The sequence below is a fragment of the Paenibacillus xylanexedens genome (assembly GCF_017874615.1).
GTDB lineage: Bacteria > Bacillota > Bacilli > Paenibacillales > Paenibacillaceae > Paenibacillus > Paenibacillus xylanexedens.
In genome coordinates this window covers 14,923-31,922 of record NZ_JAGIKV010000026.1, presented here as the reverse complement: position 1 = coordinate 31,922, position 17,000 = coordinate 14,923, and the positions used below count along the sequence as shown (strand labels likewise).

The 17,000-nt window shown below is 46.4% G+C and carries 18 protein-coding genes; 13 read left to right on the top strand and 5 right to left on the bottom strand.

Annotation, left to right across the window (positions count from 1 at the left end):
• Positions 1–81: 81 nt before the first annotated feature.
• Positions 82–1,494, top strand: a complete 1,413-nt coding sequence (gene mmuP, locus J2Z28_RS26000) for an S-methylmethionine permease (protein WP_211084957.1) — start codon at positions 82–84, stop codon at positions 1,492–1,494.
• Positions 1,472–2,512 carry a homocysteine S-methyltransferase gene (gene mmuM / locus J2Z28_RS25995; RefSeq protein ID WP_211084949.1) on the top strand — a complete coding sequence of 347 codons (1,041 nt, stop codon included), beginning with the start codon at positions 1,472–1,474 and terminating at the stop codon, positions 2,510–2,512. The genes mmuP and mmuM overlap by 23 nt, the downstream gene beginning before the upstream one ends.
• 84 nt (positions 2,513–2,596) lie before the next feature.
• Here the strand turns inward: mmuM and J2Z28_RS25990 are convergent, their stop codons facing one another.
• Both J2Z28_RS25990 and J2Z28_RS25985 read right to left on the bottom strand, forming a co-directional pair.
• A complete protein-coding gene (locus J2Z28_RS25990; protein WP_244988542.1) occupies positions 2,597–3,172 on the bottom strand; it encodes an FtsX-like permease family protein in 576 nt (191 codons plus the stop codon).
• Between the two features lie 333 nt (positions 3,173–3,505).
• On the bottom strand, positions 3,506–4,336 hold the full coding sequence (locus J2Z28_RS25985) for a helix-turn-helix domain-containing protein (RefSeq protein ID WP_074096532.1): 831 nt from the start codon (positions 4,334–4,336) through the stop codon (positions 3,506–3,508).
• A gap of 413 nt (positions 4,337–4,749) precedes the next feature.
• Between J2Z28_RS25985 and J2Z28_RS25980 the strand changes: the two genes are divergently transcribed.
• Positions 4,750–5,526, top strand: a complete 777-nt coding sequence (locus J2Z28_RS25980; RefSeq protein WP_211084945.1) for a sugar phosphate isomerase/epimerase family protein — start codon at positions 4,750–4,752, stop codon at positions 5,524–5,526.
• A 55-nt stretch (positions 5,527–5,581) separates the two neighbouring features.
• Positions 5,582–6,601 (top strand): Gfo/Idh/MocA family protein, encoded by a 1,020-nt coding sequence (locus J2Z28_RS25975; RefSeq protein ID WP_211084944.1) that lies wholly within the window; start codon positions 5,582–5,584, stop codon positions 6,599–6,601.
• Between the two features lie 269 nt (positions 6,602–6,870).
• Here the strand turns inward: J2Z28_RS25975 and J2Z28_RS25970 are convergent, their stop codons facing one another.
• Positions 6,871–7,818, bottom strand: coding sequence for an aldo/keto reductase (locus tag J2Z28_RS25970; protein ID WP_211084942.1), 948 nt, complete (start codon positions 7,816–7,818; stop codon positions 6,871–6,873).
• A 20-nt stretch (positions 7,819–7,838) separates the two neighbouring features.
• Positions 7,839–8,843 (bottom strand): Gfo/Idh/MocA family protein, encoded by a 1,005-nt coding sequence (locus J2Z28_RS25965; protein ID WP_101314577.1) that lies wholly within the window; start codon positions 8,841–8,843, stop codon positions 7,839–7,841.
• 118 nt (positions 8,844–8,961) lie between these two features.
• On the opposite strand from J2Z28_RS25965, the gene J2Z28_RS25960 reads away from it, so the two are divergent.
• The 3 genes from J2Z28_RS25960 to J2Z28_RS25950 all read left to right on the top strand — a co-directional run bounded on the left by J2Z28_RS25960 (position 8,962) and on the right by J2Z28_RS25950 (position 10,930).
• The gene (locus J2Z28_RS25960) at positions 8,962–9,801 is read left to right on the top strand and encodes an AraC family transcriptional regulator (protein WP_091019159.1); all 840 of its coding nucleotides are present in this window, start codon (positions 8,962–8,964) and stop codon (positions 9,799–9,801) included.
• Positions 9,802–9,907: 106 nt separating this feature from the next.
• Positions 9,908–10,315, top strand: coding sequence for an RrF2 family transcriptional regulator (locus J2Z28_RS25955; protein ID WP_211084939.1), 408 nt, complete (start codon positions 9,908–9,910; stop codon positions 10,313–10,315).
• A 165-nt stretch (positions 10,316–10,480) separates the two neighbouring features.
• Positions 10,481–10,930, top strand: coding sequence for a nuclear transport factor 2 family protein (locus tag J2Z28_RS25950; protein WP_100529881.1), 450 nt, complete (start codon positions 10,481–10,483; stop codon positions 10,928–10,930).
• Between the two features lie 197 nt (positions 10,931–11,127).
• Here J2Z28_RS25950 and J2Z28_RS25945 read toward each other — a convergent pair whose 3' ends face one another.
• Positions 11,128–12,507, bottom strand: coding sequence for an MFS transporter (locus tag J2Z28_RS25945; RefSeq protein ID WP_017692157.1), 1,380 nt, complete (start codon positions 12,505–12,507; stop codon positions 11,128–11,130).
• 205 nt (positions 12,508–12,712) lie between these two features.
• Here J2Z28_RS25945 and J2Z28_RS25940 point away from each other — a divergent pair, with 205 nt between their 5' ends.
• The 6 genes from J2Z28_RS25940 to J2Z28_RS25920 all read left to right on the top strand — a co-directional run bounded on the left by J2Z28_RS25940 (position 12,713) and on the right by J2Z28_RS25920 (position 16,998).
• A complete protein-coding gene (locus tag J2Z28_RS25940; protein ID WP_036606795.1) occupies positions 12,713–13,036 on the top strand; it encodes an ArsR/SmtB family transcription factor in 324 nt (107 codons plus the stop codon).
• 249 nt (positions 13,037–13,285) lie between these two features.
• Positions 13,286–13,474, top strand: a complete 189-nt coding sequence (locus tag J2Z28_RS31395; RefSeq protein ID WP_244988541.1) for a hypothetical protein — start codon at positions 13,286–13,288, stop codon at positions 13,472–13,474.
• Between the two features lie 83 nt (positions 13,475–13,557).
• Entirely contained in the window at positions 13,558–14,484 is a 927-nt protein-coding gene (locus J2Z28_RS25935; protein ID WP_211084937.1) for a helix-turn-helix transcriptional regulator, read from the top strand.
• Positions 14,485–14,512: 28 nt separating this feature from the next.
• On the top strand, positions 14,513–15,511 hold the full coding sequence (locus tag J2Z28_RS25930) for a C39 family peptidase (RefSeq protein WP_244988540.1): 999 nt from the start codon (positions 14,513–14,515) through the stop codon (positions 15,509–15,511).
• A 27-nt stretch (positions 15,512–15,538) separates the two neighbouring features.
• Positions 15,539–16,558, top strand: coding sequence for a hypothetical protein (locus J2Z28_RS25925; protein ID WP_211084932.1), 1,020 nt, complete (start codon positions 15,539–15,541; stop codon positions 16,556–16,558).
• A 248-nt stretch (positions 16,559–16,806) separates the two neighbouring features.
• Positions 16,807–16,998, top strand: coding sequence for an aspartyl-phosphate phosphatase Spo0E family protein (locus J2Z28_RS25920; RefSeq protein WP_211084930.1), 192 nt, complete (start codon positions 16,807–16,809; stop codon positions 16,996–16,998).
• Positions 16,999–17,000 lie beyond the last annotated feature (2 nt).

Here is a 17,000-nt window from a genome sequence, read left to right as displayed (position 1 = left end):
ATTTGTCAGTAACGGCGCACTCTTTAGGAAGAGTGGGTCTTTTTTGTTTTTTCTGGATGAAGAAGTAGGGGAGCAGCAGGTATGGAGAACAACAACGACAAAGGGCATTTTCAGCGGAAAATGCAGGCACGGCATGTGGTCATGCTCTCTCTCGGAGGAGTCATTGGAACGGGATTATTCCTCAGCTCAGGTTACACCATTCAGCAGGCGGGACCACTGGGAACCATTCTGTCCTATCTGATCGGAGCCATCGTTGTATATCTGGTGATGCTCTGTCTTGGTGAACTGTCTGTTTATATGCCAGAGACGGGAGCATTTCATAGTTATGCAGCCAAATATATCGGACCAGCAACAGGTTACACGGTGGCTTGGTTATACTGGTTAACCTGGACTGTTGCGCTTGGCTCTGAATTCACAGCCGCCGGATTGCTGATGCAGCGCTGGTTCCCATCGGTGAACGTATGGATATGGAGCGCGATTTTTGCACTGATGATCTTTCTGTTTAACGCTTTAACGGTGAAATTATTTGCGGAATCCGAGTTCTGGTTCTCATCTGTAAAAGTAGTGACCATCGTAATCTTCATTATAATCGGTGGCGCAGCCATGTTCGGCATCATCCCGATGGCGGATTCTGAACCGGCTCCATTTCTATCAAATATTACTGCATCCGGGTGGTTCCCTCATGGGGCTACAGCGATCTTGATGACCATGCTTGCTGTAAACTTTGCATTCTCAGGCACCGAGTTAATCGGCATTGCCGCCGGGGAGACGGAGAACCCGGAAAAGACGATACCAAAAGCCATTCATACCACGCTGTGGCGTTTGGTTATTTTCTTCATCGGAACGATTGTTATCTTGTCTGCTTTGATGCCTATGTCGGATGCTAGTGTACTGGAAAGTCCGTTTGTAGCGGTAATGGAGCGGGTGGGTGTACCCTATGCAGCAGACATTATGAATTTTGTTATTCTGACGGCGATTCTCTCTGCTGCCAATTCAGGCCTATATGCATCTTCACGGATGCTCTGGTCTCTGGCTGACAAAAGAACGATCTCTCCGTGGTTTGCCAAATTGACCAAAAGCGGGGTACCCCTGAATGCACTTCTGATTAGTATGGTGGGTGGTGCGTTGGCATTGCTGTCCAGTATTATTGCGCCAGGTACGGTGTATATTACGCTGGTTTCCATTTCAGGTCTGGCTGTCGTTGCGGTATGGATGAGCATCAGTGCTTCCCAATACATGTTCCGCAGACAATATATCCGGGAAGGACATGCGGTCAAAGATCTGGTCTACCGCACACCACTGTATCCGGTGGTACCGATTGTTTCATTTATATTATGCCTGGCTTCATGCATAGGTATTGCCTTTGACCCAACACAGCGAATTGCGCTGTATTGTGGGGTTCCATTTATCGCAGTATGTTACGCTGCTTATTATCTGACAGAACGTGTGAATAAGAAAAGAGGACAAGTACATGACGCAAGCACAACAGACTAACCCCATAGAACAGATCCTGCGTGAACATCCGGTCATGATTCTGGATGGAGCGTTGGCTACGGAACTCGAACGGCATGGATGTGATCTGGATGATCCACTATGGTCTGCTCGTGTGTTGCTTGAGAATCCGGATGTTATTGTTCAGGTCCATGCGGATTATTTTCGAGCAGGAGCCGACTGTGCGATTACATCCAGTTATCAGGCGACGGTGGATGGTTTCCGCAAGAGAGGGATTGGTGAACAGGCAGCACTAGAGCTGATCCGCAAGACGGTGGAACTGGCTGCACAGGCGAGAGATGACGTATGGACGGAAGTGCAGAGTGCTTTAGGAGAGATAGAAAGCTCGACAGGTCAGCTTGTAGAAGCTTCTTCGGTACGTTCCGAAAATTGTACAGTGGATCGGAAAGCAGACAGTCTTCGTCCACGTCCAATTATTGCCGGGTCCGTTGGACCGTACGGCGCCTATCTGGCTGATGGTTCAGAGTATGTGGGACATTACGGCGTGTCGGATGAGACGCTTGCCGCATTTCACCGTCCGCGTATGGCGGCGCTGATTGAAGCGGGTGCTGATATTCTGGCGTTTGAGACGATTCCTTCCTTGCAGGAAGCACAGGTGCTGGTTGATTTACTGAAGGAGTTTCCTCATGCGTATGCCTGGTTATCTTTTTCTTTAAAAGACGGGACAAGCATCAGCGAAGGCACAGCGCTTGAGGTATGTGCACAGACGTTTGGCTCCGAGCCGCAGATTGCGGCAATTGGCCTGAACTGTGCTCCCATGGAAGTGGTGACAGAAGCCGTAGGTATACTCAGCCGTGCCAGCGACAAACCTGTCATTGTCTACCCGAACTCGGGAGAAGTATATGATGCAGCAACGAAGACGTGGAGCGGACAGGGTACATGTGGCAGTATGAGTGATGCTTCGGAGCAGTGGGTTGCTGCGGGCGCTAAAATCATTGGGGGCTGTTGCCGTACTACGCCACATCAGATTGGTGCACTTGCGAAGAAGTGGCGGGAATAGTTCATATCATGATAACAAGCCCTTCCACATCCTATAGAGGTATGGAAGGGCTTGTTTTATTTTTGTTAAGGCATTCTGATTACATTATTCGATAACAAGCATACGGGGCGATGCTTCCCGAATGATTCTGGAAGAGAACCACGAGCCAAGACTGGCTGCAATGATGCTTAGACAGGTGAACAGTACCATTCCACCCCAATGCAGGATCAGTGGAAGTTGTACGATACCATAACCGGAAAGGACCATTTCGAGTAGAAGAGGCAGCAGATATACGCCGACGAAAATACCCAGTATGGCTCCCACGAAGGACAGTATGAACATTCCCATGGTGAGCGACAACCGGATTTGGCGAGATGTCATTCCCAGCGATTTGTATATCCCGTACGTTCTGCTTTCTTTACGAATATTGATTCTACAGGTACTGAAAATAATGATGAACGTCACAATAATAAACAGCAATCCAATCAGACTCATCGGATAGATCAGGATGTTAGCCGCTTCCGCGTAAACCGAATCAAGCAATGTCTTCTGAGTGACTACCGAAGCAAAATCTTTAAATTGCTCATTTAATTCCGAGGCAACCATACCCGCTTTTGCCATATCGTTCACATTGATGAATATAACATCAAATTCACTATAACCCGGGTTCACACTTCTCATGGGCTTCATATTGATTTTTGGTTAAATAATCTCGCAGAATGCGCGAAATATCTGATTCATCCTCGATAATGAGGACTTTGCGCTGGTGGGTTAGCATATGTATCGCTCCAGTATGATAGATGTGAATTTAATGGGTATGTATGAATTTGTAAAAAAAATGTCTCTATAATTGTACAGTCTTGTTCTGTGGGAGTCACATGAAAAAATATTGAAGTGAACTTCATTCTTATAAAAAACGTTCTGACTTCCAGTCGTACTGAGAGTTGATCACAGTTCAATATATCAAAATAACCCATGAACCTCTTTAAGGTCATGGGTTTCTGATACTGCATATCATACATGCTCCAGATCATCGATAGGCTCATGCTGTCTGGATTTGAGATACTCCGCCGGAGACACACCGAAGTGCGCCCGGAATACCCGGTGGAAATAGGAGTAACTTGCAAAACCGCAGGATTCGGCAATATGCTCCAGTGTCATTTCACTGTATTTCATTCGTTCCAGCGCCGCATTCAGACGGATCTCAATCGCATATTGAATCATGGTTTGATTGTAGTGCTCCTTAAATAAACGGACTGCACGTGACAGACTGAGCCCTGCATAACGAGCCGCTTCATCAAGCTTGAACGTGACCGTGGCATGCTCCTCAATAAAACGCTTTAACTTCAACGCAGAGGAAACTGCCCGATCGGTCTGAATATTCTCTTTAATTGCCCGGTCGATATACAGACATAATCCGCGCAGTAAGGCATCCTTTAGCTCCGCATTTTCCTCAAGAGGCCCGCGACGTTTCTCCAGTAACATATTTCTCCACAGGCTGATGAGTTTATCATCAAGTCCAATTCGGCTCACGGTAGATCGATGCTGCCTTTTCCACCAGTTCTCGATCCAGCTGCCCTCGCAGAACAGATAATAATCTCCGCTGGACAAGCGTCCTTCCTTATGTGGTTCATCGACCACGAGATGATAGTCGTCACCAGGCTTTAAGAGCAGCAAATCCCCGCTAGTCATCCTGAATTCTTTATCCTGTACATACACTTTGCACGAGCCTTCAGTCTGCAGACGGAACAGATAGGTTTGCAGCTCGCCCTTCATATTATGAGTGAACGCCTTATAGTGGTATGAGTAGTCACAGATCAGTACAGATGTCTCTAACGTATCCAAAGATAAAATCCCCCAATATGTACATCCTTTTACATCATAAGTTTAACTTAACATTTACACGAAAACGGAGAGGACAGAAAGAACCTGAAGAAACGAAGTTAAAAGCTTTCTGAAAGAAAGCTGCATCGGAAGCATAAACTCGCCTTTATCTCCGGATTTTATCCTTTTGAAAAGGAAATCAAAAAAATCTGGGGATAACAGCGATCGGAAGGTTGTTCTGTCATCGGAGTGCCAGTGTAAATATCTTCAGTTGAAATTAGCTACATTCAATTGATGCAAAATGATGGAAATAAAATTTGATCAGATAGTTCATGTTCTGACTATATTGTATATGTTCATTCTAGCCTGTTTTGCGTTAGGATGATACCAGATAGAGCAATGAAAGCAAATTTGAGAACAGAGGTGTATCCTACATGAAAAAACTTAATGTTGGTTTGCAATTGTTTACACTCCGTGATGAAACTGCAGCAGATTTTCGTGGTACGTTGCGTAAGGTAGCGGCCCTTGGATATGAAGGTGTGGAGTTTGCCGGATATGGCGATATTCCAGCTGAGGAAATGAAAGCGCTACTAGATGAACTTGGACTGAAAGGATTCAGCAGCCACGTTTCACTACATGCGATGCGCGAAGACTTGCAAAAACAAATCGATTACCTGAAAACAATTGGTGCACAATATATCATTTGTCCTTACCTGATGCCAGAAGATCGTCCTGAGAATGCAGAAGGCTGGACCAAGCTATTCGCTGAGTTACAACAATATGGAGCTGAAGCAGCGAAACAAGGGTTGATCTTCGGATACCATAACCATGACTTTGAATTCCATGGCCAGGTTGGTGATGCCAATGCCTTTGATGCCATGTTCGCTCAAACATCACCGGAAGCGGTAAAAGTGGAAATGGACGTATGTTGGGTACAATTTGCGGGACAAAATCCGATCGAGTATATTAATAAATATGCGGATCGCTTGCCGCTGCTTCATCTGAAGGACTTCAGCAAAGACGAACAGGGCCAGATGAAAACACTGGAATTGGGACAAGGTTCGGTTGACCTGCCAGCTGTTATTGAAGGCGCTACGAATGCAGGCGTGGAATGGCTGATTGTGGAACAAGACGTATGTCAGAACCCTCCGCTTGAGAGCGTATCCAACAGCTACAACTGGTTGAAAGAAAACTACCTGAACCAATTCTAATGGACCATCGAACCATGAAAAATGCTAATCTATTTGTCAAAGGAGACTTATGTACATGAGTAAAATTAAAGTTGCTGTATTCGGCTGTGGAGCCATTGCCGAGCGCAGACATATTCCAGAGTACGCTGCCAATGAGAACGTAGAACTTGTCGCTTTTGCCGATCCGGTTGTGGAGCGTGCGGAGAAGATGGCCGAGACTTACGGCGGTAAAGCGTATTCCAGTTACGAAGAATTGCTTGCAAACCAAACGGTTGATGCCGTTAGTGTGTGTACACCAAACTATCTGCATGCGCCAATGGCGATTGCTGCTGCAAATGCAGGCAAGCATGTGTTGGTTGAGAAACCAATGGCAGTATCCACTGAAGAAGGCGAGCAAATGATCGAAGCTGCCAAGAAAAATGGCGTGTATTTGATGGTTGGACACAACCAGCGTTTGATGCCTCCTCACGTAAAAGCAAAAGAAATTCTCGAATCCGGCAAACTCGGTAAAGTCCTGAATTTCCGTACATCGTTTGGTCACCCGGGTCCGGAAGGATGGAGTGTGGACGGAGCTGAAAGCTGGTTCTTCCGTAAAGAAGAAGCGATTATGGGCGCTATGGGCGACCTGGGCGTACACAAATCAGACTTCATCCGTTACTTGCTGAATGATGAAGTATCTGAAGTAGCTGGTTTCATCAGCACATTGCACAAGGAAGGCACTAAAGTTGACGATAACGCAACTTGTTTGCTGCGTATGAAGAGCGGAGCGATCGGAACGCTCGTAGCAAGCTGGACACAATACAGAGCTGGAGACAACAGTACAGTGCTGTGGTGCGAGAATGGTGTTATGAAGATTGGAACAGTGGAAGGCGATGAAGTTATCGTTGAGCTGACCAATGGTACAGTTGAGACGTACAAAGTTGGTGCCATGGCTACCAACGAGAAACAAGTGCCGAGTGGTGTAATTGACGCATTTGTAGAGTCGATTGTCACCCAAACACCTCCAGCGATTTCCGGGGAAGAGGGCTTGCGTTCTCTGCAAGTGATCTTGGCAGCATTTGAATCCGAGAAAACAGGTCAGATCGTTAAACTGTAATCCAACCGAATGACAGTGCAATTTCTAACATTCTATACGGCTTAATCTATGATATAAGGGACTTATCTTCAGAGAAGTGTTCTGGGGTAAGTCCTTCTTTATTTGTTCCCGGGCAAGTGGGGAAAAGTGAACAGGGATACGATAATTGTGCAATAGGTTTTACAATAGTTGATCGCTTTTACACAACAGAAAAGGCTGATACTACGCCTTATCGCGGAATATCAGCCCCTTAGAGTCATTAAAATTAATGATCGAATGATTAATTTTCTTTAGATGCCAGCCGGTACATCACTGCCCAGATCCAGCCATGTTATTTCAGCAGGAGTCAGCGTGATGCGGGAACCTTCGTCACAGGACAGCAGCTCCGCCTGATTCTGAGCACCGATCAGGGCACAGGTTGGGAACGTTTGATTCAATACATAAGCGAGTGCAATTTGAATGGGTGATGTTTTCTTCGAATTAGCCAATTGTTCAGCCCGACGCAACCGTTCCCAGTTGCCATCACTGTAGAATACACGCACCAGATCTTCGTTATCCCGAACTTCAGGTGTGAATCTTCCAGTGAAGAAACCACGCGCTTGGGAGGACCAGGATAGCAATGGTAGTTTGGTTTGCTCATGCCATGCCAGCGTCTCTGCATCTGCTGACACACAGCCTTCCCAGAAAGGTTCGTTTGCTTTGGCTAGACTGAGATTTGGACTGCTGAATGTGAAGCCCTTCAAGCCATTTGCCGCAGCATATGCATTAGCCTCCTCCAAACGTTGCCAAGTCCAGTTGGAGGCACCAATGGCCCCGATTTTACCGGATTCAATATGTTCGTTCAGTGCTTCAAGAATAACACTGACAGGGGTATTTGGATCGTCCCGGTGCAAGGCATACATCTCTACGTGATCTGTCTGAAGACGCTCCAGACTTTCCAGCAAGTCACTGCGGATGGCATCAGCGTTCACGCGTGGTCCATTCTGGTCATGATGCGCGCCTTTGGTGAGAATGACGATCTGGTCGCGGTTACCACGTTCCTTCATGTAACGACCAAGGACTTCTTCACTCTGTCCACCACAATAGATATGTGCTGTATCTACAGTGTTACCGCCAATCGACAGAAAAGCATCCATGTTCGTAGCTGCTTTATCATAGGCATCATGCACGAAATAATCGGTTCCTTTAATCAATCTGGAGATACGTTTACCTGCACCAGCAATTTCGATATATTCCATAAGTCAGTTCATCCTCTCAATTATAGTGTAATTCGTGTACGTTCTTCCGCTGAACGAAGGCAAGCTTCCAGTACTTTCATATTAGCTACCGCATCGGAAGGGGCGAAGCGCAGATCCTTGCCCTGAAGTACAGCGCGTGCCATATCATCTCCCTGTAGAGAGTAGTGGTTCACTTGCGGAACTTCAATCTCTCTGCGTTCACCACCAGCCGTTACATAGAAGTTGGAACTGCGGTCCTGTCCGCTGATAAATGCCGAAGGGACTTCAATAATACCGTCGGATCCCAATACCTCCAGCGTGTTGCGGAAGGCTGCCCACATACTGCTGTCAAATGTCACGCCAACGTGATTATCGAATTCCAGCAGTCCGGAAGCCATCATATCGACTTGATCATGCTGTGGGGAGAACATGCCAATAACAGTGGCTGCACTTGGTTCTTGACCAAGCAGCAGACGTGCTACGCTGATGGAATAACATCCGATATCATACAGTGCACCTCCGCCCCAATCCCGCCGAAAGCGGACATTGCCGGATGCATTGGAGTTATTAAATGAAAATGTGCTGTGCATACCACGAATCTCACCAATCTCACCGCTGGCAATGATATCCCGGATCTGCTCATATCGTGGATGATGGCGGTACATGAATGCTTCCGCCAGATGCACACCTGCATCTGCACAAGCTTGAACCATCTCCTGAGCTTCCTGCTCTGTCAGAGCCAGTGGTTTTTCGCACAAAATATGTTTGCCTGCTTCAGCAGCCCGGATCGTCCATTCCCGATGCAGATGATTCGGCAGTGGGATATATACGGCATCAATGGAATCATCAGCGAGCAAAGCTTCATAACTGCCATAAGCCTTGTCGATCCCAAGTTGCTCGGCCGTCTGTTTCGCTTTATCTTCGTCACGACTGGCAATCGCGGTTACTTCATTCAACTCGGATTGCTGCAGGCCAGGAATGACGGATTCCACAGCAATGCTAGCGCTACCAAGAATGCCCCAACGCAATTTTTGAACTGAATTCATGTGTTGTATCCTCCTGTGTATAAATGTATATTGTGATTATAAAGAATAGACCAATGAATTAAAATGATAATATATTGAAGTTAGTTAACACAATATTGTTGATCAAGGAGAACCGGCTATGATGAGACAAACCGTATTGCTTACCCTGCAGGATATTCCATATTTTTGTTATCCCGAGTCCGTTGGACATTATATGGACCACGTCCAGCATTCCGTTTTGCGTGAGGCAGGTGCACTGAACAATTTTAATATTCACTACGTCGCTTCGGGCAAGGGATATGTGGAAGTGGACGGGGTGGTGCATGAGCTTCGCGCAGGTCAGGCGTTTCTCTATTTCCCGCAGCAGCGGCAGCATTATTATAGTAGTGAAGATGATCCATGGGATGTACGATGGGTTCATTTTTACGGGGAACGTCTGCATGATTATATGATCGAGCGGGGGTTACATCGCAATCTATTGTGGACACTGCGGCAACGCAGCTCTTGGGAAGAGGCTCATCTGGCCTTGCTCACTGAAGCCGAACAGAACACGATGCTGCGTCCGGCTCAGCTATCCACACTGACCTATGCCGTACTCGCCGAGTTCGTGCAGCATGCAGTGCCTTTAAAGAGTACACGTACCACAAGTAAGGCGGAGAGTCGGGTTCTTGCACTTCTTCCACAGATGCAGCAAGAGGCCTGTCAACCTTTCCTGTTACAGGACTGGGCGGATCTCGCAGGTGTGAGTTCGTATTACTTTTGCAAAATGTTCAAGAGTGCTGTGGAGATGACGCCCATGGAGTTTATCACTCGTTCACGACTACAGATGGCGAAGCAATGGTTACTCGAACGGCCTACGGCCAACATTGGACAAATCGCGGAGGAAGCGGGGTATCCCAATGCCAGTTATTTTAACCGCCAGTTCATGGCCCATGAGGGGATGACACCTACGGATTACCGCGGATTGTATCACAATTAACCCGTATCTTTTCGATGTTGCCAGTGCTTGAGGTATAGTGGTTTGACACAGAGCTCAATCAAGTCTATTATGGATAAATTAAATCCGTATATAATGAGGTGCCCTCATGAAATATTCAAAAGCGACAAATTATGCTTTGCATACGATGCTTCATCTTGTAAGTACTGCCCCTGAACAGCTGGTTAGTGTACACCAACTTGCAGAATTGCAGAAGGTATCACCAACGTATCTGTCCAAAATTTTGACCAAATTGGTTAAGGCGGGCATGATCGAATCAACTTCTGGCGCCAATGGTGGCTACCGGCTTAGTCGTAAAAATCCGGATCCTTCTTTCCTGGAGATCATTCATGCGATTGAAGGTCAGGCGTCCCTGTTCGAATGTTCCCAGAATCATAACGCAGGCTGTTTGATCCAGCAGGTGATGGTGCAGGCGGAAGAAGAGATGGAAAGTTTTTTGAACAATAAAAAAATGTCAGAACTGGCTTCCCAGATGAAGGGTGCAAATTCCCTGTAACTTGCACTAGAAGTGATCTTTCCCCAACCTCGCGAGAGGTAAGGAAAGATTTTTTTGTATCGTTGTACCTAATAGAAGGCGAATGGTACAATAAGGAAGGTATAGTATGCATACATACATGATCCTAATCTTACATCACATTTTACATCTCTGGAGGGACAACACATGAGCCAATCAACGATCACAGGACTGGAACAATTGCTCGCGCTTGAAAACATTAGGAACACCAAGGCGCGTTATTGCCGCTATATTGATACGAAGCAGTGGGATACCTTGGGTGATGTGTTTGCTCCGGATGCAGTGGCCGATTTCAGCACAGAAGGCAATCCAATTCCGGTATTAACAGGCCGTGATACGATCGTACAAGTATTCCGTGATCTGGTGGATGTTGCCGTAACCGTGCATCATGTACATAGCGCCGAAGTTGAATTTGTATCTGAGAACGAAGCAAAGGTCATCTCCCCAATGGAAGATTGGGTCACGTTCCCGGAGGGCAATGAGAACAAATCCTTCCACGGATTTGGGCACTACCACGAGACTTTTGTCAAAATCGACGGCCAGTGGTACATCAAACATACAAGTCTGCAACGTCTTCGTTTGGACCTGTTTGAATAGTATACTCAGTGTAGAAGAATAGAGAAGTTGGTCAACCATAAAATAATAGCCCCGAGGAGCGTGATGAACGCATCCTTGGGGCTTTTTTGTGTTAGTGGGATAGGGCAACTGACACATGCATAGAAAATGGGACAGAAAAAAAAGTCAGGTTCAGAACCCGAGGGTCCCTTCCTGACTTCTTTTGGTTAAATGAGATGTTAGATCCGGCTACTTGTTTCCGTGACTTTCCGTGACTGCATTCTCAGATACACCTGAGAGAAAATAACGGATGCCAGTGCGACCACAGTCATGCCCCAGAAAATATTGGTGTACGCTGAGGATAGTGGCATATTCTGCATCGCCGTTAATGCTACGCCAGTAACAGCAACACTGAAAGCACCGCTGAAGAACTGACTGAGTTGGAACAGCCCCATACCTGCGCCCACCTGATCCATGGTCAGATTGCCAGACAATTCATTGGATACGCTGGTTGTCAGGGATGAGAAGCCAACGCTAAGCAGGACATAAACAGCCATAATGGCGTAGATGCTATTGTCTGCAAATAAGGCGAACAATCCGGCAGCGGCCAGTAGCAACCATGGTGCAAATTTCAGCAGCAACGTATTGCCATGTCGGTCAATCATTCGGCCGATCCGGTTGGACAGTAGCATAGACACGACTGCACCCGGGAAGATGACGAGTCCCGATTGAGCAGGGGTCAGTCCATATAGATGCGCCAAAATTTGAGGTAACAGGAACAATGTTGAAAAGTTATTAATGTACGATACAATCCCCAATGAGCTGAGCATCATATATTTTTTGTCTTTGAACAAAGCAGGTTGAACAAATGGATCTGCCGCGCGCCGAATTCGGAGCCAGAACAGAAGCAGTGCCGCAGCACCGATAACAAGCGTGTACCACTGACGGGAAGTCAGGAATAACAGCACACCGGTAGTACCGATGGCAAGAAGCACGGCACCCAGCAGGTCAAATGAACCTTTTTGCGGTGTTTCCCGCGGAAGCAGTTTGAAGAATACAGGAATCAAGAATAACGTTAACCCCGTAACGATAAACAGATCATGCCATCCCAGAAACTGAGTAATACTTCCGCCGATGACGGGACCAAGTCCAAGCCCCAGTGAACTCGCGGACATGATGACAGCCATCGATTTACCCCGGCGATCATGTGGAATGTACCGGGTAATCAGCACAATGGCAAGCCCCGGAACTGATGCAGCACCCGCAGCCTGGATCAGACGTGCAATGAGCAAAATGATGAAATGATTACTGAAGAACCCGAGAACGGATGCCGCCCCAAGTAACGTAAGCCCGGTCGTGAATAATGTACGAATAGGTATGAAATCCGATAGACGTGAGAACGTAATCGAGGAAATGGCAAATACAATGGAATACCCTGTAACAATCCATGAGGAAGCGACGGATGTAAGCATAAATTCGGCTGCAATTTTGGGCAGGGCCAGATTAAACATCATTGTATTCATCACAACGAGTACAACGGTGAAGCCAAGCAAGCTTACAATTAAACCTTCCTGTATTCCGGTCCGTTCCCCTGATGATGCGGTTGCGGTGTTGTTCATAAAAACCTCCTAGAGTGATGTGTATTTCGCAACATTTCAGAAACGGTGTGTAACATTTGCAAAATGTAGTATGATGTCAATCCCGTGCCTAACAGCAGGGGTTACATAACGAAATCATTAAAGTTCGATTGGTGTCGAACATTAGAAATATATCATGGATCTGTGTTAAAATACAATGGATAGTCTGAAAAAAGGAGACTACAATATGAAGATTTTACATCATCCACAAGTATCAGATATTGAACTTTCCTCCGTATTGTATGCATTAAGCGACCCGACTCGTCTTGGGATTGTTGCTGAAGCAGCGAGAAGCGGGGAGCAGCCGTGCAGTCATTTTCATGCACCTGTTGTGAAGTCAACGATGTCGCATCACATTCGCACTCTGCGGGAAGCCGGAGTTATTCGGGTCAGAGTGCAGGGCACTCAGCATTTTCTCACCCTGCGATCCGATGATTTGGAAACGCGCTTTCCAGGACTCCTGCAACCGTTATTGCAGGCCGCAGCTCAGTCGAGCACAGATCCTTCCTAAATGTTGTCCTTTCTTCAGGTCGAAGAGGGGACATTTTTATTTTTTGATACTGCATGTTCAAAAAGTTAACGATTCAGCACCGAGAAGGTGAACGCAAGATTCGATGTCGAGTTCGCTTCGTGGTCTACTTCGTGATCAATTGGGGACTTTTTGAAATACTTCTAATACTGCTGCGACATTCTGTGTCGTACCATGCCCTATATAATAACGGTGAACACACAAACCATATCGAAAAGAGGTTCACAACCATTGGCAAAAACTAAAAGAGGACGCGTTTTGTGGAGTCTTCCTTCCAGGGGCCGGGGAACATGCCCGGTGTGCAGCAGTACCCGAATTAAATTGTTGTATACGCAAACAAAAACAGACGGTACAAGTCTGAAAGTATGCAAGAAATGCTTCAAAGCCGTGCAATCCAAAGTGGATAAGGCACATGTATAACATAACTGGCCTGTTCTTCGGAACGGGCCATGTCTTTTGATATAATCGAATATATTAGGGATGGATGAGATGGGGGCGGGAAGATGAGTAACATGCATCGGATTCACTGGTTTGACGAACAGATTCGGGGTGGACGTTTTCCGAATAGCAGCTGGCTTGCCCTTGAATTTGAAATCTCCCGTCGTCAGGCTCAGCGTGATATTGAATATATGGCAAGCTCCCTGCGAGCCCCTTTGGTGTATATGGCGAAATATCGGGGCTATTGTTATGAGGACCAGACTTTTCGATTGCCCCATTTGTATATGACCGAAGAAGAACAGCGTGTGCTGAAATATCTGGCGCATCGTTACCGACATTACAATTATGATCAATCGGACGCGGTGAAACGTGTAGCACATTTGCTGGAGCGTTTTACGTTGGAGGAACAACAGATGGGAAGTAGCGAGCTTCCTTTGTTTTCGGCACAACCGAAGCAGCTGCAATTCTTTGAATTGTTGTCTCATGCCATAACTGACTTGCGCAGAGTACATATTCATTACAGGGATCACGATGGAGAACGGCAGTTTTCCTTGTGTCCATTGAAGATGATATCTCAGTTTAACGCCGATTACGTGGTGGGTTATGAAGCAGATCCTGTGCAGCAAGTGGCCATTCGCTTGGAGGGTATTGTTCATGTATTGATCTTGGATGAGAGATTTGAGTACAGGTCAGATGCTCTGCTAGGTGGATGGGAAGAACCACTACCTGTGCGTAAACCGTTTGTAGCTGAGATTCGTTTGAAGGAATTGAAGCAAATGGACCTATGGCAAGGGTATCGTATTCGGGCTAGGCAAGATCATATTTATTCGATTGAATTTTATGACACGGACGCTTTCTTGCAGCATTTGTTTATTAGCGAATGGGAAGAAATTTTGTCTCCCGGATGGCTTAGACGCAAGCTTCAGCAAAGCGCAGAAGGATTAATGGACAGGCTCGCGATACAACGTCAACGTAAGCAAAACGTGGAATAAACCAGTGTAGAGAGGAGAAGATCCATCCTTGGCTGAGAATATTTTAGATAACCTCATCATGAAGCGGGAGTCCAAATCATACGTGGATAGTCTGCATGCGATACTCACCCATACGGGCCAGTTTCAAGGTTCCAAGATTGTACTTGCCGGATATACGGGCATGGCTTTCAAGCTGTCGGTACATCGCAGACTACTTCCCATGTCGGTTACAGCTTATGGACAATGGGGGGAAGCACATCGTCCGGGAGTCGATAACCTGGGGATATTCACGATCTGGGATGGGGGACGTACACGTCATTCCACGTTCGGTTATTACCAGCAGGATGCAGTGAATTGGGTGAGACGTAGTATTGATGAAGGCACTGGTGTGATTTACTGGATTCCTGAGTTCGGTGTTATTCATGGATATGATGACAGTGACCGCATCTTTTATGTGCAAGACGGATGGAGCAAGGAACCGCAGATTTTGTTGTATGACAATTTCGGCTTGAACTTTACCGGATTTTGGTATTGTCAGGTGTTTGGTGATCAGGTCCGCATCCCTGAACAACAGATGCTGCTGGAATCCCTGAGACTGGCGATTGAGGATTGGGATATTCCCTATCGACTGTTACCTGATCAGAATATTGCTTCAGGCAGAAAGGCATATGATGTGTGGGTGGAGGCCCTGCGGAGTGGGGATTTCGATGAATCCGGTGCAGGTTATATTTTGGAATCCTTCTGCCATTCGCGAACCGAAATAAGGATGTATTTGCAGGGTGTTCGAGGGATATGGAACGAACTGGACCAGGCTTGTGCATGTTATGAACAGCTTGGGACGTTAATTGACCAAATGAAAGGATATATGGTTCAGCAGGAGAATAGACGTGTCTTGCGACCAGACACCACAGAAGATTTAGCACAAGTACTCGTGAAGGCGAAAGCACTGGAAGAGCAGGCCATTGATTATTTTCGAGTGATATCCAGGAAGTATCCTGACCGTAAAAGGTCCACTATACCACGGTGGGGAGCGCATTCCGCACGATAGGATGAGAGGGGAAGGGAGTGAAGGATGATGGCGACAAAAGTAGTATTGCAGGACTGGATTCAATCCCCGCAAGCTGTGAGTTTTGCTGATGAATATAGATCATGGAGCGGTGTGAGCGCGTATACAGATGCGTTGTATCGCATTTTATTACATAAACAGTGGACAGTTTTGCCACACCACATGATTGCAGGCATGACAGCAAGTGCATTCCGATTAGTGGTGGATCGGCGTCTGACGTCAGAGTCAATCTCCGCATACAATTGGATGGCAGAGAACTTTGTCGCAGCAGACTTCATTGGTGTGACAACGGGACAACATGGTGGATTTTCATTTGAACCGACTTTTCCGCTTTATCAGAAGCAGGCTCTGCTGGATATCAAAGCTTCCATTGACCGGGGCGTAGGTGCGATTCTCTGGCACGATCAATTTGTCATTGTTATTGGATATGATGATGCGGAACGGGTGTTATTCATCTGTGAAAGTAAAGGTAATGAAATCATTCGTCTGCCCTATGATTCGTTTGGGAGGAACAGTACACCCTACTGGTATTATCAGGTTCTGGAAGCCTGTGCACCTATCGATTTATGGGAAGTCTGCAAGGAATCGTTAATCCAGGCCGTGTACAAATGGGAAACTCATGACTATATGCTGCCGCCCCAAGATTATGCCTGTGGGGCGGCTGCGTATGCCGCTATTGTTGCTGCTTTGCAGTCAGGAACATATGACGCTGAACAAGCGGCAACTGTACTTTGCTATTATGCCAAATCAAGATTGGATATTGCCTCTTATGTTGCAGGACTTAAGCATCTGTCCATTCAAATGGACCAGGTCATAGACGAGTATGAGCTACTCGCAAACCTGTACACAATGATCGTTGAGGTAATAGATGACTCCATCTCTTGGGATTCGAGAGAACCGGAATGTGTGCAAAGGGTAATTGAGCTTATACGGAAGGCAGGGGCTACGGAACAACGTGCCATTGATGCCATTAAACGTGCCTTTCCAGAGACGATAGGCAATCGTTTTAAGGATGTTGGATTAAGATAATTGGAGCATGATAGAGGAAATTGAAAAACTCAGCAGGAATAAAACCGGATAGGCCGCAGCCGATCCGGTTTATTTGTATTAAACATATATGCACATCAACTCATGTGATCCACGCTAGTAATAACTTTTACAAGAAAAAATAACCAAAATTTTAATTTTGGGGTAATCCAAATCCCCTCTTGTTCCGAATATTATATTAGATGGTCTTTTTTGGATGATGATATTCAAGGACAACAGGGGGCGGGAGTATGGTACATAATCCGGAAACCATTCAGGAATGTATCGAACATGCACGGCAAAGGCTCTACCAGGTTGCAGCTCAATACCCGGAACTATGGCATCCGGAGGTTATTCGCCAATCCATGGTGCTGGATGAGTTAATTAATGAATATAACAACGCAACTCGCGGGAGAAAGATCTCGAATCAACTGAAATCATGATC